At 64.2% G+C, this 14,777-nt stretch carries 19 protein-coding genes, 1 tRNA gene and 1 other RNA gene; 10 read left to right on the forward strand and 11 right to left on the reverse strand.

The annotated features are described in order from the left end of the window. Nucleotide 1: 1 nt before the first annotated feature. Both U3648_RS10175 and bcoG read right to left on the reverse strand, forming a co-directional pair. Nucleotides 2–535, reverse strand: coding sequence for a lipocalin family protein (locus U3648_RS10175; protein WP_420859121.1), 534 nt, complete (start codon nucleotides 533–535; stop codon nucleotides 2–4). Further along, the gene (gene bcoG, locus U3648_RS10180; RefSeq protein ID WP_420859122.1) at nucleotides 532–1,446 is read right to left on the reverse strand and encodes a 3-dehydrocarnitine:acetyl-CoA trimethylamine transferase BcoG; all 915 of its coding nucleotides are present in this window, start codon (nucleotides 1,444–1,446) and stop codon (nucleotides 532–534) included. The genes U3648_RS10175 and bcoG overlap by 4 nt, the downstream gene beginning before the upstream one ends. 81 nt (nucleotides 1,447–1,527) lie before the next feature. Between bcoG and U3648_RS10185 the strand changes: the two genes are divergently transcribed. Continuing rightward, complete coding sequence (locus tag U3648_RS10185) at nucleotides 1,528–2,511, forward strand: GlxA family transcriptional regulator (protein WP_420859123.1); 984 nt, start codon at nucleotides 1,528–1,530, stop codon at nucleotides 2,509–2,511. A gap of 31 nt (nucleotides 2,512–2,542) precedes the next feature. On the opposite strand, the gene U3648_RS10190 is transcribed toward U3648_RS10185, so the two are convergent. After that, complete coding sequence (locus U3648_RS10190) at nucleotides 2,543–3,583, reverse strand: aldo/keto reductase (RefSeq protein ID WP_420859124.1); 1,041 nt, start codon at nucleotides 3,581–3,583, stop codon at nucleotides 2,543–2,545. 155 nt (nucleotides 3,584–3,738) lie between these two features. Here U3648_RS10190 and U3648_RS10195 point away from each other — a divergent pair, with 155 nt between their 5' ends. Continuing rightward, complete coding sequence (locus U3648_RS10195) at nucleotides 3,739–4,968, forward strand: MFS transporter (RefSeq protein ID WP_420859125.1); 1,230 nt, start codon at nucleotides 3,739–3,741, stop codon at nucleotides 4,966–4,968. On the opposite strand, the gene U3648_RS10200 is transcribed toward U3648_RS10195, so the two are convergent. Beyond that, nucleotides 4,965–5,999: an RluA family pseudouridine synthase gene (locus tag U3648_RS10200; protein ID WP_420859126.1), complete on the reverse strand. Its 1,035-nt coding sequence runs from the start codon at nucleotides 5,997–5,999 to the stop codon at nucleotides 4,965–4,967. The genes U3648_RS10195 and U3648_RS10200 overlap by 4 nt on opposite strands. Here U3648_RS10200 and U3648_RS10205 point away from each other — a divergent pair. After that, on the forward strand, nucleotides 5,999–6,298 hold the full coding sequence (locus U3648_RS10205; protein WP_420859127.1) for a DUF6476 family protein: 300 nt from the start codon (nucleotides 5,999–6,001) through the stop codon (nucleotides 6,296–6,298). The two genes, U3648_RS10200 and U3648_RS10205, sit on opposite strands and share 1 nt — an antisense overlap. A gap of 220 nt (nucleotides 6,299–6,518) precedes the next feature. Here U3648_RS10205 and U3648_RS10210 read toward each other — a convergent pair. Next, nucleotides 6,519–6,595: transfer RNA gene (locus U3648_RS10210), tRNA-His, on the reverse strand. A 146-nt stretch (nucleotides 6,596–6,741) separates the two neighbouring features. On the opposite strand from U3648_RS10210, the gene U3648_RS10215 reads away from it, so the two are divergent. Together U3648_RS10215 and U3648_RS10220 are read left to right on the forward strand one after the other, a co-directional pair. Then, nucleotides 6,742–6,927 carry a DUF6324 family protein gene (locus U3648_RS10215; protein ID WP_420859128.1) on the forward strand — a complete coding sequence of 62 codons (186 nt, stop codon included), beginning with the start codon at nucleotides 6,742–6,744 and terminating at the stop codon, nucleotides 6,925–6,927. 70 nt (nucleotides 6,928–6,997) lie between these two features. Beyond that, the gene (locus U3648_RS10220) at nucleotides 6,998–9,067 is read left to right on the forward strand and encodes a hypothetical protein (RefSeq protein WP_420859129.1); all 2,070 of its coding nucleotides are present in this window, start codon (nucleotides 6,998–7,000) and stop codon (nucleotides 9,065–9,067) included. Here U3648_RS10220 and U3648_RS10225 read toward each other — a convergent pair. Then, nucleotides 9,053–9,511, reverse strand: a complete 459-nt coding sequence (locus U3648_RS10225; protein ID WP_420859130.1) for an MmcB family DNA repair protein — start codon at nucleotides 9,509–9,511, stop codon at nucleotides 9,053–9,055. The two genes, U3648_RS10220 and U3648_RS10225, sit on opposite strands and share 15 nt — an antisense overlap. A gap of 162 nt (nucleotides 9,512–9,673) precedes the next feature. Here U3648_RS10225 and U3648_RS10230 point away from each other — a divergent pair, with 162 nt between their 5' ends. After that, nucleotides 9,674–9,829 carry a hypothetical protein gene (locus U3648_RS10230; protein WP_420859131.1) on the forward strand — a complete coding sequence of 52 codons (156 nt, stop codon included), beginning with the start codon at nucleotides 9,674–9,676 and terminating at the stop codon, nucleotides 9,827–9,829. A gap of 43 nt (nucleotides 9,830–9,872) precedes the next feature. Next, nucleotides 9,873–10,028, forward strand: a non-coding RNA gene (gene ssrS / locus U3648_RS16310) — 6S RNA. 14 nt (nucleotides 10,029–10,042) lie between these two features. Here ssrS and U3648_RS10235 read toward each other — a convergent pair. Continuing rightward, complete coding sequence (locus tag U3648_RS10235; RefSeq protein WP_420859132.1) at nucleotides 10,043–10,597, reverse strand: HdeD family acid-resistance protein; 555 nt, start codon at nucleotides 10,595–10,597, stop codon at nucleotides 10,043–10,045. A gap of 18 nt (nucleotides 10,598–10,615) precedes the next feature. After that, nucleotides 10,616–10,945: a hypothetical protein gene (locus U3648_RS10240; RefSeq protein ID WP_420859133.1), complete on the reverse strand. Its 330-nt coding sequence runs from the start codon at nucleotides 10,943–10,945 to the stop codon at nucleotides 10,616–10,618. A 156-nt stretch (nucleotides 10,946–11,101) separates the two neighbouring features. Here U3648_RS10240 and U3648_RS10245 point away from each other — a divergent pair, with 156 nt between their 5' ends. Beyond that, the gene (locus U3648_RS10245; protein ID WP_420859134.1) at nucleotides 11,102–11,551 is read left to right on the forward strand and encodes a VOC family protein; all 450 of its coding nucleotides are present in this window, start codon (nucleotides 11,102–11,104) and stop codon (nucleotides 11,549–11,551) included. A gap of 61 nt (nucleotides 11,552–11,612) precedes the next feature. Beyond that, nucleotides 11,613–12,455 carry an NAD-dependent epimerase/dehydratase family protein gene (locus U3648_RS10250; protein ID WP_420859135.1) on the forward strand — a complete coding sequence of 281 codons (843 nt, stop codon included), beginning with the start codon at nucleotides 11,613–11,615 and terminating at the stop codon, nucleotides 12,453–12,455. A gap of 109 nt (nucleotides 12,456–12,564) precedes the next feature. On the opposite strand, the gene U3648_RS10255 is transcribed toward U3648_RS10250, so the two are convergent. Together U3648_RS10255 and U3648_RS10260 are read right to left on the reverse strand one after the other, a co-directional pair. Further along, on the reverse strand, nucleotides 12,565–13,272 hold the full coding sequence (locus U3648_RS10255; RefSeq protein ID WP_420859136.1) for an FG-GAP repeat domain-containing protein: 708 nt from the start codon (nucleotides 13,270–13,272) through the stop codon (nucleotides 12,565–12,567). Next, nucleotides 13,272–13,595, reverse strand: a complete 324-nt coding sequence (locus U3648_RS10260; protein ID WP_129685407.1) for a 2Fe-2S iron-sulfur cluster-binding protein — start codon at nucleotides 13,593–13,595, stop codon at nucleotides 13,272–13,274. Before U3648_RS10260 ends, U3648_RS10255 begins: the two co-directional genes overlap by 1 nt. A gap of 206 nt (nucleotides 13,596–13,801) precedes the next feature. Between U3648_RS10260 and U3648_RS10265 the strand changes: the two genes are divergently transcribed. Continuing rightward, nucleotides 13,802–14,335, forward strand: coding sequence for a peptidoglycan-binding protein (locus U3648_RS10265; protein WP_420859137.1), 534 nt, complete (start codon nucleotides 13,802–13,804; stop codon nucleotides 14,333–14,335). Here U3648_RS10265 and U3648_RS10270 read toward each other — a convergent pair whose 3' ends face one another. Further along, a complete protein-coding gene (locus U3648_RS10270; protein ID WP_420859138.1) occupies nucleotides 14,336–14,704 on the reverse strand; it encodes a VOC family protein in 369 nt (122 codons plus the stop codon). Nucleotides 14,705–14,777: the final 73 nt, after the last annotated feature.

Raw genomic sequence — 14,777 nt, forward strand, 5'->3', positions numbered from 1 at the left:
GTTACAACTCCTTCAGACGGGACAGATCATACCCGTTGAAGTCGAGAATCTCACGTGCCGCGGCCAGCTTGTCGGCGGAAATCTGCGGGGTGCGGCTCAGAATCCAGCCTGACCGGCCGTCCGGCGCGCCCACAACGGCCACGGTATAGTCCTGATCGACCCATAGCACCCAATAGTCGGAGGCCACGAAAGGCACCGACGCAAACCGTACCTTGAGCCGGCCCGGCCCGACGATTTCGGCGGTGCCGTCGATGGTGCTGCGAATACTGCCGTCGGCGGTGCGGCAAGTATTGCGCACCCCGATCAGCCCGTCGGGGCGGGCCGTGTATTCCGCGGTGACGCCGACGCAGCCTTCCTCGAACGGAACCGGGAACCGGGCGACCTCGTGCCACAGGCCAAGGTATCGGGCCGGTTCGAACAGCGCCTTGGAAGCGATGGGGACGGTGGCGTCACGATATGTTTCAAGCGGCACCGCGCAGGCCGACAGGGCAAGGGCGGCGATCAGTGCCGCCCATGTCCGGCCCGGATTGGTCACGCCGACCCCGGCGCGCGCTTGGTCAGGCCAAGTTTCTTGCGAACCTCTTCCGGGCCGATCACGCGGGCGCCAAGGTTTTCGATGATGTTGACCGACCGCTCGACCAGCTGCGCATTGGTCGCCAGAACGCCCTTGTCCAGCATCAGGTTGTCTTCCAGCCCGACCCGCACGTTGCCCCCGGCCAGAACGGCAGCGGCGACATAGGGCATCTGGCTGCGGCCAAGCGAGAAGGCGCTGAAGGTCCAATCGTCGGGGACATTGTTGACCATAGCCATGAAGGTATTCAGGTCGTCCGGTGCGCCCCACGGCACCCCCATGCACAGCTGCACCAGCGCGGGGCTGTCTAGAATGCCGTCTTTCACCAGCTGCTTGGCATACCAAAGGTGGCCGGTGTCGAAGGCCTCGATCTCGGGTTTGACGCCAAGGTGGGTCATCATCCGGCCCATCGCCTGCAGCATGCCGGGCGTGTTGGTCATGACATAGTCGGCCTCGGCGAAGTTCATGGTGCCGCAATCCAGCGTGCAAATCTCGGGCAGGCATTGCTTGACATGCTCGACCCGTTCGGCGGCACCGATCATATCGGTCCCGGCTTGCAGCGGCAGCGGGTGTTCGGTGGGACCAAAGATCATGTCTCCGCCCATTCCGGCGGTCAGGTTCAGAACCACATCGACCTCGGCATCGCGGATGCGGTCGGTGACTTCGCGGTAATAGTCCAACTTGCGGCTGGGGGCGCCGGTCTCGGGGTCGCGCACGTGGCAGTGGACTACGGCGGCGCCGGCCTTGGCGGCGGCAATCGCGCTGTCGGCGATGTCCTTCGGGGACCGGGGGACATGCGGGCTCCGGTCTTGAGTGCTGCCCGATCCGGTAACGGCGCAGGTGATAAAGACCTCTCGGTTCATTTGCAGGGGCATCTTGGTCCTCCGATCCTTGATTCTGTCCCAACTATGATACCGCTTGGCACTCCGCGCTTTCCGTTTTACGCATTCTTCTTGATGAATAGCGCATTCCCCAGTCTTCCTACCGACCGGCCAGTCCGGGTGGGTGTCCTTGTTCTGGACGACACGAACCTTCTGTCCCTTGCCGCGGCGGTGGACCCGATGCGGGCCGCGAACCGGTTTGCCGGGCGGCGTGTCTTTGACTGGACCTACCTGACCATGACGGGCAGCCCGGCGCGGATCACCGCCGGGTTCGATATCCCCGGCGCGGCGGTGGGCACGGTTCCGGTGCCCGACCTTCTGATGCTGGTGGCCAGCTTTAGTCTTGACCGGCAGGATACCCCGGCGCTGCACCGCGAATTGCGGCGGATGGCGCGCGGGCGGGCAGTCATCGTCGCGGTTGACGGGGCGGGCTGGCTTCTGGCCTCGGCCGGGCTTCTGGACGGGCAGGCCGCCACGACCCATTGGGAGGACCTTGACCGGTTCGCCGCCCGGTTCCCGCGCGTGGAAACAGTGCGCGACCGGTTCCGGGTTTCGGGTCGAATGCTGACTACCGGAGGGGCGAGCCCCTGCCTAGACATGATGCTTGCGCTGATCCGGCACCACGCGGGGGCCGATGTGGCCGCACGGGTGGCGGGCGTGTTCATCTACGACCCGGTCCATGCGGGCGATGCGCCGCAACGGCTGGTTCCCACGCTTGCGCTGTCACGGCGCGCGCCCATCGTTGCCCGCGCCATCGCCGAAATGGAGGCCGGTCTCGATGCGCCTGTGACAATGGATCAGCTTTCCGCCCAGCTTGGTGTCTCTCGCAGGCTGCTGGAACAGAAGTTTCGCGCCACGCTGGGCCAAAGCCCGCACGGCTATTGGCTTGGCCTGCGACTGGCCGAGGCGCAGCGGCTGGCCCGCGACACGGACATGGCGGTGCAGGACATTGCGCTGGCCTGCGGGTTTTCCAGCCACGCGGCCTTTGGCCGGGCATTCAAGGCGGCCTATGGCACCTCGGTCCGGGACATCCGCAGGCTACGCGGCAACTGGCCCTGACCGGCAGAGGTGGGTTTCAACCCACCCTTCTTTAATACGGCATCGGGATCGTCTTGTTGATGCGATCGATTTCCTTGGTCACCTCGGGCGACAGCTCCATGTCCTTGCCCTTGAGGATATGGGACAGTTGATCAATCGTTGTCGCCCCGAAGATCGCCGAGATCGGGAAGGGCCGGCTGCGCTGCCAGGCCATTGCCATGTGCACCGGGTCAAGCCCGTGATCGCGCGCCAGATCAAGATACTGGTCCACCGCCTCGAAGGCACGGGGGGTCTTGCGGCCACCAAGGTTGCCGTTCAGCGACATCCGGCTGCCCTCGGGCACGGCGCCGTTCTGGTATTTCCCGGTCAGAAGCCCGGCGGCGAGGGGCGAAAAGGACAGGAGCGTCACCTTTTCGTTCACCGCCATTTCGGCCATGTCGGCGTCATACATCCGGCACAGCAGCGAATATTCGTTCTGCACCGTCGCCATGCGCGGGCCGCCCACCTGTTCGGCCACGTCGATCCAGCGGGTGCAGCCCCAGGCGCTTTCGTTGGACATGCCAAAGGCGCGGATCTTGCCCGCCTTCTGCGCCTCGCCCAGCTTTTCCAGAACCCCGGCCATGTGGTCCAGCGTCTTTTGCCGGTCCTGCCCGGAGGGATCATAAGTCCAGTTCTGGCGGAACATGTAGGACCCGCGCATTGGCCAATGAAGTTGATAGACGTCGATATAGTCGGTCTTCAGCCGCTTCAGGTTGCCGTCCAGAATACGCAGGATCGAGTCGGGGCCATAACCTTCGCCGCCCCGGACCATCTGGCTGTCGCCTCCGGCCTTGGTGGCAAGGATCACATCGTCGCGCCGCCGGGTCTTTTCCAGCCAATCGCCGATGATCTCCTCGGTCCGGCCAACGGTTTCCGCCCGGACCGGGTTGACTGGATACATTTCGGCGGTGTCGAGGAAATTCAGGCCATGATCCAATGACATGTCGATCTGGGCATGGCTGTCAGCGACATTGGTTTGGGTTCCGAAGGTCATGGTGCCAAGGCACCAGTCCGGAACCATGATCCCAGATTGGCCAAGTTCGATCTGTTTCATTCAAGGCTCCTTCCCGCGCGTTGAACCGACCTTAGACCGACACGCGGCAGGGGCAAGCCCGACCACCCGCCGGGGCGGCCAGAGAATGTCCCAATACGACCAATTTGGGCGGGAACGGGCATGGCGTGCCAGCATTTTCCGGGCATAAGTGGCCTATGCGCATTCTGATTTCCTTCGCCGCCCTGTTTCTGTCTGTCGTCCTTCTGCAAATCGCCACCGGGGGCGTTGGCCCGCTGGATGCGTTGGTCGGGCTAGGGGCCGGGTTTTCGAAGCCCGAGGTCGGCTTTCTGGGCTCGGCGCATTTTTTTGGCTTCTTCATCGGCTGCTGGTGGGCGCCGCGCCTGTTGGGCGATGTCGGCCACGCAAGGTCCTTTGCGACCTTCACCGCCCTTGGCGCCATCGGCCTGTCGGCCCATGTTCTGGTCACCGATCCCAACTGGTGGGCGCTGTTCCGGGTCGCCAGCGGGATATGCGTGGCTGGCTGCTATACTGTGATTGAAGCGTGGTTGCAGGCCAAAGTGACCAATGAAAACCGGGGCCGGGCGATGGGGATCTACCGCGTCGTCGATGTGGGCGGGTCGTTCATGGCGCAGGCGATGGTCGGCTGGCTGGCCGATCTGGAAACCTATCTGGCCTATAACACGCTGGTGATCCTCTGCTGCACCGCGCTGTTGCCGATGGCCGTGACCAAGGCGACCCAGCCAGTGACGCCCGGCGCGACGCGCCTGCGGCCCGCGATTTCCTGGCGGATGTCGCCGCTGGCCACAGTGGGCGTGGTGGTGGCGGCCCTTTCGGCGGCCTCGTTCCGGATGGTCGGGCCGATCTACGGGCAGGAAATCGGGCTGACGGCGGACCAGATCGGCTATTTCCTCGCCTTCTTCGTCTTTGGCGGGGCCATTGCACAAATCCCGGTAGGCTGGCTTGCGGACAAGTTCGACCGTCGCTGGGTGCTGATCTGGCTGTCGGTCGCGGCGGTCCTGTCCTGTGTAGTCACCGTCGGGGTGGCGCATCTGGGCACCGTCTGGGTGATGCTGGCAGCCAGCTTCTTTGGCTTTACGACCTTCCCGATCTATTCGGTCAGCGCCGCCCACGCCCATGATTTTGCAAGCTCTGACGAACGGGTGGAACTCTCCGCCGCGCTGATGTTCTTCTACGCGGTCGGGGCGATCGGCGCGCCCTATGTGTCATCGACCCTGATCGTCTGGTTCGGACCAGCGGCACTGTTCACCCTGATCTCGGTCGGGCATATCCTGCTGATCGTTTTCGGGCTGGCCCGGATGAGGGCGCGCCCGGCGGAGCGCCGGACGCGCTATGTCTACGCGCCGCGCACCAGTTTCGTGATCGGGCGGCTAATGGGCCGCAGCCGCGAGAAATCTGACGACTAATCGAGTGTACCGCCAAGGGCGGTGACAAGGGCGGCCATATCCGCTGGAATCGGAGCCTCGAACGTCATGTCGTCGCCCGTCACCGGATGGGTAAACCCCAGTTCGGCGGCATGAAGCGCCTGTCGGGCAAAGGTCTGGGCGGCGGCAAACCCCGCCTCGCCCACCGATTTCACCGGCAACTTGCGCCGCCCGCCATAGACCGGATCGCCGATTAGCCCATGGCCCGCATGGGCCATATGCACCCTGATCTGATGGGTGCGGCCGGTTTCCAGCCAGCATTCGATCAGGGCGGCAACCGGGGGGGTCCCGAGGGGCTGCAGGATGCGGGCGCGGGTCACGGCATGGCGTCCGCCATCGAAACTGACGGCCTGCCGCTGGCGGTCGGTCTTGTGGCGGCCAAGGAAAGACTGGATCTTGAGGATATTGCCCGGTTCGAAACTGGTGCTCTTGATCCCGTGCAGCCGCGGGTCGTTCTGGTCCGGCACGCCATAACAGACGGCAAGATAGCGGCGGTGCACGCTGTGTTTTTCAAACTGCGCGGCAAGGCCGTGATGGGCCCGGTCGGATTTCGCCACCACCAGAAGGCCGCTGGTTTCCTTGTCGATCCGGTGCACGATGCCGGGTCGCTTTGCCCCACCCACCCCTGACAGGCTGTCGCCGCAATGATGGATCAGCGCATTGACAAGGGTGCCGCCCGGCGTGCCCGGCGCGGGGTGGACAACCATGCCCGCGGGCTTGTTCACCACGATCAGGTCGGCGTCCTCGTAAACCACGTCCAGCGGGATTTCCTCGGCCCCGATATGGCTTTCGGCGGCTTCCTCTACCGTGATTTCAACTGTGTCGCCCTCGGCCACGCGGTGGCGGGGGTTGGTCACAACCTCGCCGTTCAGCCGCACCGCGCCCTCTTCGATCAACCGGGCAAGGCGGGACCGGGACAGGGACGCGCTCTCTGGCACATCCAGCGAAAGCGCCTTATCAAGGCGGGCAGGCGGATCTTCGGAGATCCGGAAACTGACGAGGGTCTCGGGCAATGGATACCCCTTCTGAAGACGGTGAACCCCTGCCGCCGCAACTGATGTTTCTCAAGCGGCTGGTGACCGGGCTGGCCGTGGTGATGATCGCAGGCTTCCTAGTGCTTATCGTGGCGCTTGTCATCCGGTTGAACCGGCCGCTGATCACTTTGCCCGAACAGATCGCCCTGCCAGCCGGAGCGGAGGCGCAGGCCTTTACCCAAGGCGCAGACTGGTTCGCGGTGGTGACAACCGACGACCGTATCCTGATTTTTGACCGCGCTAGCGGGGCGCTGCGGCAAACGGTGACGGTCGACTGAGGGAGTGGTGGGTTGAAACCCACCTTACCCGGGGGCGCTTCGCCCCCCGGACCCCCAGAGGATATTTCCAACCCAAAGAAGAATGGACGCTGAGGCCACCCCCTTCTTTGGGTCAATAAATATCCCGGGGTGAATGGCCCGAAAGGGCCAGGGGGGCAGAGCCCCTTCGTAAGGTGGGTTTTAACCCACCGTCGCCGAATGATACGTGTGTTTGGGGGGATGGTACCGCCTCCCTGGCTTGAACAGGGGACCTCTGGATCCACAATCCAGCGCTCTAACCAACTGAGCTAAGGCGGCACTGCGCGGGGACTTAGCGCCGCCGAACCGCGAATGCAAGGGGCCAAATCCCCCCGGATTTCATTTTCCGCCCCCCTGCCCGGGCTTGCCAATCCGGCCATCCCCGCTGTAGGAGGCGGCAGGTCATCTCAAGGCGGACACACCCAATGGGCATCAACACCGAACGCGACATCGAAGCCAATCTGCAGATCGGCCCGACCACCGAAGGCATGGTGCGCCTGTTCATTCAGGCTGGCGATATGGAGATCCCGATGGACTTCGACCCGGACGAGGCCGAAGAGATCGCCGAGGAAATCCGCGCCGCCGCGCAGACCGTCCGCCGCAGCCGCTAGACGCGCCGATCCATCATTTCACTTGCGCGCGGGCCGGAACGCCTGCCACTTTCGCCGCAGGAGGTGGGACATGCGCAAGGTTCTTCCCAATGCCGAAACCCTTGGCGGGTTCACGACGATCCTGTTCGGGGCGTCGATCTTTGCCGCTGCGACCGCCTCGGGCCTGCCGGTTCCGCCGGGGACGGCGCAGGCCAGTTTCGGGCTTGGTACGATCATCGGTCACCTGTCCCACCGTCGCCGCTTCAACGCCGAAAAGGTCATCGCTGACCTGCGCCGCCAGATCGAGGACGACTGGACCAATCACCTGCCCGGCCATGCCGATCCGGGCCAGATCGAGGCGGCGATCCGCGCCTTTGACGAGGTCCTGCCGCTGATCGAGATTTCCTCGACCGAGGTGGTGGGCCGCAGGCTGGACCCGGCCCGCATGGCCGACCTGTTTCTGGCCAAGGCAGAAGCCGCCCTGCCCGATGTCTATCGCCCGGCATCACGCCATGACGCGGACGCCCGACTGGCCCGCGCTTTCCTCGCCGATCTGACGGAATCGGCCTATCGCCGGTTGCTGGCCATGCCCGAATTTACCGGCAGCCTTGCCCCGGCAATCTGGTCCGACCTTCTGGGACAGATGGACCGGGTCGAGGATCAAATTGCCACGGGGTTCGAGGCGACGACCGGGCGGCTCGATACTATCGAGGCGCTGTTGCGGACGGCGTTGGCCACAGGACAGCAGGCGCAGACCGCGCGGGCCAGCGGCATCACCGATGCGGCGCTGGTGGCCCTTGCGTCCCGCGTGGCGGCAGATGTGCGCGACCCAGAGCAGGCATTTCGCGAATTGGAGCGGGCAGTGGACCTTGCGATCACGGTCCAGACGACGCCGTCGCAGGACACGCCAGCGCTGGGTCAGGCCGCCCGTCTGTCGGCGGAAGGCCAGCACGATGCCGCCGGCGAGGCGATCGACGCGGCCCTGGCCGAGGCTGAAGCCGCCCACACCGCCCGCGTCAAGGCGTTACTAGAGGCGGGGTTGCAGCAAGACCTTCTGCGCCGCGACCCCGACGCTGCCGCGACCCGGCTGTTCCGGCTGGCAACAGAGGGCGCAGCCCCGGGCACGGAATTCGACGCGCTGTCGCCCCTTTGGATGGAATGGTTCGCCCGCGGAAGGGACAAGGCGCTGTTCCTTGATCTGGAGGTGGCAGGCGCATTGGCCGGGAAAATGGCCGAGGTTGCCCGAACCCCGGTTCAGCAGGGCACGGCCGCGAATTACGCCGGGATCATCCAGCACACCCTTGGCGAACGCCGCCCGGACATGGCAGCCCTGCACGCCGCTGTCGCTTGCTTTGAAGAGGCGCTTGCGATCTGGGATCGCGCGGACAACCCGGCACTTTGGGCCAAGGCGCAGATGAACCTTGCCAACAGCCAGCACGCCATCGCCCAGCGTGACCCGGGCAACGACCGGCTGAACCGGGCGATTGCCGCCTATGACGCGGCCCTTGCGGTTCGCACCCGTGACAGCGCCGCATCCGATTGGGCCATGACCCAGATGAACCTTGGCACCGCACTGCGCACCCTGGCCGAGCTTGAGGCAAGCAGTGACGCGGCCACCGAGTCGCTTGCCGCCATCGATGCCGCCCTGACCGTCCGGACCCGGTCAGCGGGCGAGCCGGGATGGGCGGTGACACAGTTGAACCGGGCGATGACCCTTCGGGTCCGGGGCGAGTTGCAGCGCGACATCGCGGACCTGCAAGAGGCGCTCTCGGCCCTGCACGAGGTCGTCCCGATCTGCGCCGAACAGGGGCTGACCTATTATCGGGCGCTTGCGGACCGGGAGCGAGGGGCGCTTTGTGCCGATCTGGCCCGTCTGGGCGGCCAATCGGACCTGCTGGCCGAAGCCCGCGGCTTTTTCCAGCGCGCGCTTGACGGGCTGGGCACCGATGGGGCGCCGCTGGACCGGATGGTCGCGACCGCCATGGATGCCTGCGTCGACCGGATTGCGGACGGGGCGGACGACGCGGAACGGTTCGACCTTGCCCGCCGGGGGATCGCGGAGCGTGGCGAACGGCTGCTGCTGCGGGGGCTGGACCGGTTTGCCGGGATCAGCGCGGCAAGCGATGCTGTCGCCCCTGCCCTTGTGTCAGAACGCCCGTGACCAGGATGGATCGCGCGCCGCGTGCTGTCGCAGCGCAGCGTGACGGGCGAATTTCTGGATCATCACCTTGCGCCGCGCCGGGGCAAGCTTTGCCTCTGGTCCCATTCGGATGATTTCCGCGCCGAAGGGGTCGGCGAGGATCAGGCCGGTATTATCGGGCAGAAGTTCTGTCGGGAAATCGGCATCAACCGCCCAGAAGAACCGGTCGCACCATTCCAGATAGCCCTGCCATTTGTTGTCGGACTGAAAATCGGCACGGCCTGATTTGCATTCGACCACCCAGATCTCGCCCTTTGGTCCCAGCGCCATCACATCGACCCGCAGGCCACTGGTCGGCACGAGTTCCTCGACCGTCACAAAGTCATAGCTGAGCATATGGCGACAGACGCCACGGGCCAGAAGCTGGCCGGGTTTGAGCATGTCGTCTGGTCGGATCTCGGTCATGGGTCAAATATGAACATACCGTGAACACCCGTCAACCTTAACAAAATGTGTCCGGATTGGGATCAGCACTACAAAATCTGCCCGGAAATGGCCTTGAATCCTCCGCTCCTTTGCCACTCGACCCGATCAAAAGAAGATCGAATCTTATCGGAGCTGCCACTCATGACCCTTCTTCAGCACATCGCCTCGGAATTCACTTTCTTCAATGTCTGCATGAGCCTGATCGCGGTGGGCCTGATCGAACGGGGGCTCTACATGCTGCCGGAAAGCGTTGTTGGCGAAGGTGGCTGGCTTCTGGATACCGGCCCGGCTGTCTGACCCCTTGCGGTAGCGCCTCGCGCGCCCTACCTATGGTCGCGGCGGGTTTCTGCGCTTCACGTGACCAACGTTGCATTCCAGTGGCCTTAAACAAATCCGAGGGAGCTGGCTCTGTCACGGCCCTGGCCATGTTATCTGGCGCCCACCTGTACATACAGGTCCTCGGGAATCAAACGCCCACGGTTGTCGTGGTGCCCGCCACCTCGTTCCTGACTAGACCGACCGCGCAAGGACGACAAAGGATATCCCGGTCGTCAGCGCATTCAGTCCCATCAGCAGACCGATTGCCCAAAGCGCCGTTCCCGGCAGGCCCGAAATCAGTAGGACCCCAAGGACAAGCGAGGCCAGCCCGGAAAACCCCATCCAGGCCCACCCCTTACCCGGCCGGTGCTGGAAGGCGATGAACATCTCCATCGCACCCTGAACCAGAAACGCCAGACCGACGAGGAAGGTCAGCCCGACCAGCCCGGTCAGCGGGAAGAAGGCCAGATAGACCCCGACGGCAAGCTGGAGAAACCCGGACAGGCCTGACCAGATCGCCGATCCCCAGTCCCGCGCCCAAAAGGCGTGATGCAGGGTAAAGCCCCCGGCGACAAGGAATACGACCCCAACCAGAACCTTGGTCGCGATCGAGGCGACGAGCGGGAACAGAATCGCCAAGACGCCGATCCCGATCAGGATCCAGCCAAGGCGCTGGAACCGGTCCCGGCCCGCCTTGATCGCGGCATAAAGGTCGGACTGTTTGAACTCTGGCGGAAGGTCGGACATGAACGCCCCCTGTCTGTGCTACCTGCCCGCAGGAGACCCCACCCGAACAGGAATCGCAACTGGTTCGGGCACCGGCGCGCGCCGCCCACCCCGCGGTTCGTCGTCGTCATCGTCCTCGGCCATGGACATCACCGCAAAGGCGAACTGCACTCCGGCGAAGATGACGCCGTTGGACAAGAACAGCATGAGGACGGCTATCCAGCCTTTGTCGGACCGGGCCACCAACCCGCCCAGCCCGGCGATATCGAACCATAAAAGCAGGGCCACGAAGACCGCCGCCAGGCCAAAGCCTATGGCGACATTGCGGATATACAGCTTGATCAGATCAGGCGGTGGATTGGCGAACATGGCGGATCTCCCCTCGGCCCAAGGGTATGCCTTTGCCCGGAAAGGTCCAATTGGGACAAAACGCCCCGGCGGAAAACCGCGGAAAGCTGTCGCATCGCAGACGCGCCTGATGGCGCGGTTTGATACGCTGGCACCATGCAGAACGAGGAGAGGACGATGGATTTCGAAACGATCAGCCCCGGCGATTTTGGTCGCAGCCTCGCTGGCCTTGGCGTCAATCTGCTGGTGCGGGATGTGCGGCGCAGCGTTGCCTTCCTGAACGCGGTGTTTGACATGCGGGCCCACCGGGTCACCGCGGATTTCGCCATCATGACCTACGGCAAACAGGTGTTCCAGTTGCACGCCGACGGCACCTACCACAGCCACCCCCTGCCCTCGCTTCTGCCCGAATCCGGGCCGCGCGGCGGCGGGATCACCCTGCACTTGTTCGAAACGGACCCCGATGTGGCGGCGGCTCGGGCCGAAGACGCGGGCGGAATGGTCTTGCAGGCCCCGGCGGACAAGCCTCACGGGCTGCGCGAATGCGTCATCCTCTGTCCCGACGGCTATGCCTGGGGGCCAAGCCGCCACCTGACGCCAGAGGAAGAGGCCGCAGTTGACGGCTAGCCCTTGACCTTTGCCCGCCACGACCACAGCGTGGCGCCCGAAAAGATCAAAGGAGTCTCCCATGTTCGGCAAACTCGTCCTCACCGGCGCACGCGGCAATCTTGGCAATGAATTGCGCGGGCCGCTGTCTACGCTGTGCCGCGAACTGGTGTCCACCGACATCCGCGAAGCGCCCGAAACCCTGAACCCGAACGAGACCTACGTTCAGGCAGACGTGGCGAAGATGGAGGAGATCGGACCGCTTCTGGAAGGGGCGGACATGGTCATTCACTTCGGGGCCATCGTCGATGAAAAGCCGTTCGAAGAGCTGTGGGGGCCGAACTACGTCGGGGCCTACAACATCTGGGAGGCCGCGCATAAACACGGGCTGCGCCGTGTCGTCTATGCCTCGTCCATCCACGCGGTGGGCCTGTGCGAAACAAACCGTGGAATCGATACCGACGAACCGCACCGGCCCGATACCTTTTATGGACTAGCCAAGTGCTTTGCCGAAGACATGGGGCGGATGTACTGGGAAAAACGCGGGCTGGAATCAGTCTGCCTGCGGATCATGTCCTGCACGCCGGTTCCGCAGAACGTGCGCGCCCTGCAGACATGGCTGTCCTACCGCGACATGGTGCAGTTGGTCGTGCGGTCGCTGGAAACCCAAACCGTGGGCTTCACCGTGGCCTATGGGGTTTCCGCCAACACCCGCGCGCCTGTGTCGAACCACAAGGTCGGTTTCCTTGGCTACCGGCCGCAGGACAATGCCGAGGACTGGGCGGAAGAACTGTTCGCCAAGGCCGTGGACCCCGACCCGCAGGATCTGGCGCAAACCCGTCTTGGCGGCCCCTTCGCCAGCGTCCCGCTTGGCGAAAGCGGGATCGCGGGCATTCAGGCGATGAGCAAGGGAAAGAAGGGCTAGCAGAGGTCTGAGGTAAGGTGGGTCAAGACCCACCTTACGACATCTGCAAGCCTCTGAACCTCAAGCCCTTTCATAAGGTGGGTCTTGACCCACCCTGCCCATCCGGGCGCTAGCAGTCCAGTGCGGCGTTCAGGCTGTCCGCCCCTGCATAGGGGCCGATGTCCCGATGGGACAGTTGCCCATTGTCAAGCCGCGTCGCGATGATCCGGGTCCAGCCCGCGTTCGCAGTGATCACCTCGGTTACCCCATCACAGGTCCGCAGCCCGCCTTCGATTACGGGCGACCCAAGGTGATGATTGGTGAACCCTTCGGCGGCGGCTTCCTCGCGGTAGGTCCAGACCCCGTCGGCCACCGACACCTCGATCACCCGCAGCACCTTGGCCAGATGGGGCCGATCGACATAGGCGATCTCGACCTGCCCGTCCCCATCCAGATCCGCCACTGCGGCAATGGCCAGCCAACGGTTACGGCGGCCGATCGGTGCAGTCTCGAGAACAGCGGCAAGTTCGCCCGCGACTTCGTCGATCACGACGATGCCGGCGCCGGTGGTGAACCCGCTGCGCACGGCGACCACCTCGGGCGTGCCGTCGCTGTCCAGATCGGCCAGCCGGGGGGCGGTGTCTTCCCAAACCGCATTGGTCAGGCGCAACCGGCTCGTCTGGCCCGCCCGGTCAATGACAAGCGCTTCGTATTCGCCGTTCTGAACCGCGCCGTGCCCATAAACGGCAGTCGGCGCGTCATAGGACGCGCCGGTGATCTCGGCCAGTACACAAGCGGGCCACAATAAGAGGGCCGCGAGTGCCCCCCGCCCGATCATCAGATCTGCTTTTCCGGCATCTGCACGCGCAGCCCGTCCAGCGCGTCGGTCACCTTCAGCTGGCAAGTCAGGCGCGATTTGGCCGGGTCCGGTTCGAACGCAAAGTCGAGCATGTCTTCTTCCATTGCGTCCTTGGCGGGTAGCTTCTCGACCCAGGCGTCGTCGACATAGACGTGGCAGGTGGAACAGGCGCAGGCACCGCCGCAATCGGCCTCGATCCCCGGGATGCCATTGTCGCGGGCGCCTTCCATGACGGTCAGCCCGTTTGCCACCTCTACGGTGTGTTCCTTGCCGCCGAATTCGACATAGGTGATGCGTGCCATGATCTGTCGGTCCTTCGCTCGATCCTTCGTTCGGACCCCTATCTAGGCGGGACCGGGGGCGCATTCCAGCCCCAAAGCGGCACCTCGCGGGCTGCGCTGCGACATTTGACCGGCCGTGATCCGCCACCAGAGGTCATTTGCGCTTTGGACCGGCCCTGGTTTTGCGATAGGATTTGCGCAGAACCAAGGGCCGCAGGGTCAGAGCAGTGAACGTCAGAAACAGTCGCCTTGCCGCGCTCGCGCTGGCCACAGGGGTGCTTTGCGCCTGTGATCCCGCTGTCGTGCCCGAGGTGATTACCCCGCCCGCACTGCAGACGGCACGGGTCGAACGGGACGCCAGCGGCGCCTGCTTCGGGCGCGACGTGACCCCGGCCGTGATCGAAACCCGCACCGAGCAGGTCATGGTCAGCCCCGCGGTCCTCGGACCCGACGGGACCGTCCTGTCCCCCGCCAGTTTCCAGACGGTCACCCGGCAACAGATCGTCCGCGAACGACAGGAAGTCTTGTTCGAAACTGTTTGCCCCGAAGACCTGACCCCTGCCTTCATCGCCGCCCTGCAACGGGCGCTGGCCGCGCGCGGGTTCTACATCGGTCCGATCACCGCCCTGATGGACCTGCGGACCAAACGAGCGATCCAATTGTATCAGCGGCAAAGGGGCCACGACACCCCGATCCTTGATATCCGAACCGCCCGTGAACTGGGGCTTGTCGCGGTCCCTCGCGACGACCTTGGGAACTGATCACCGGTGTTGATCGATCAGGATCGGGTTACCGTCCGGATCCATGACCACAAAACTGCCCGGCCCCTCTTCCCCACCCTGTTCCTGCGTGATCTCGATCCCGGCGTCGCGCAGCCTGTCGCGGATATCGCGCACGTCCATGAAAGGATCGACAGGCCCCGCGGATTGGTCCCAGCCGGGATTGAACGTCAGCATCGTGCCGTCGAACATCCCCTGAAAAAGTCCGACAAGCGTCTCGTCGTTTTTCATGATCAGGTAGTTGTGGTCGGGGTTGCCCGCGTAGACGGAGAATCCAAGCGTTTCATAGAACGTTCGTGACCTTGCCAGGTCCTTGACCCCAAGGCTGATTGAAAAGGCACCAAGCTGCATCTGAATCCTTCCTACTGTGGTGGCCGCTGTTATTGGCCAAGCATAGCATAACATCCCGCTTCCCATTCGATGA

It is taken from the genome of Marivivens marinus (assembly GCF_035969385.1).
Classification (GTDB): Bacteria; Pseudomonadota; Alphaproteobacteria; order Rhodobacterales; family Rhodobacteraceae; genus SELP01.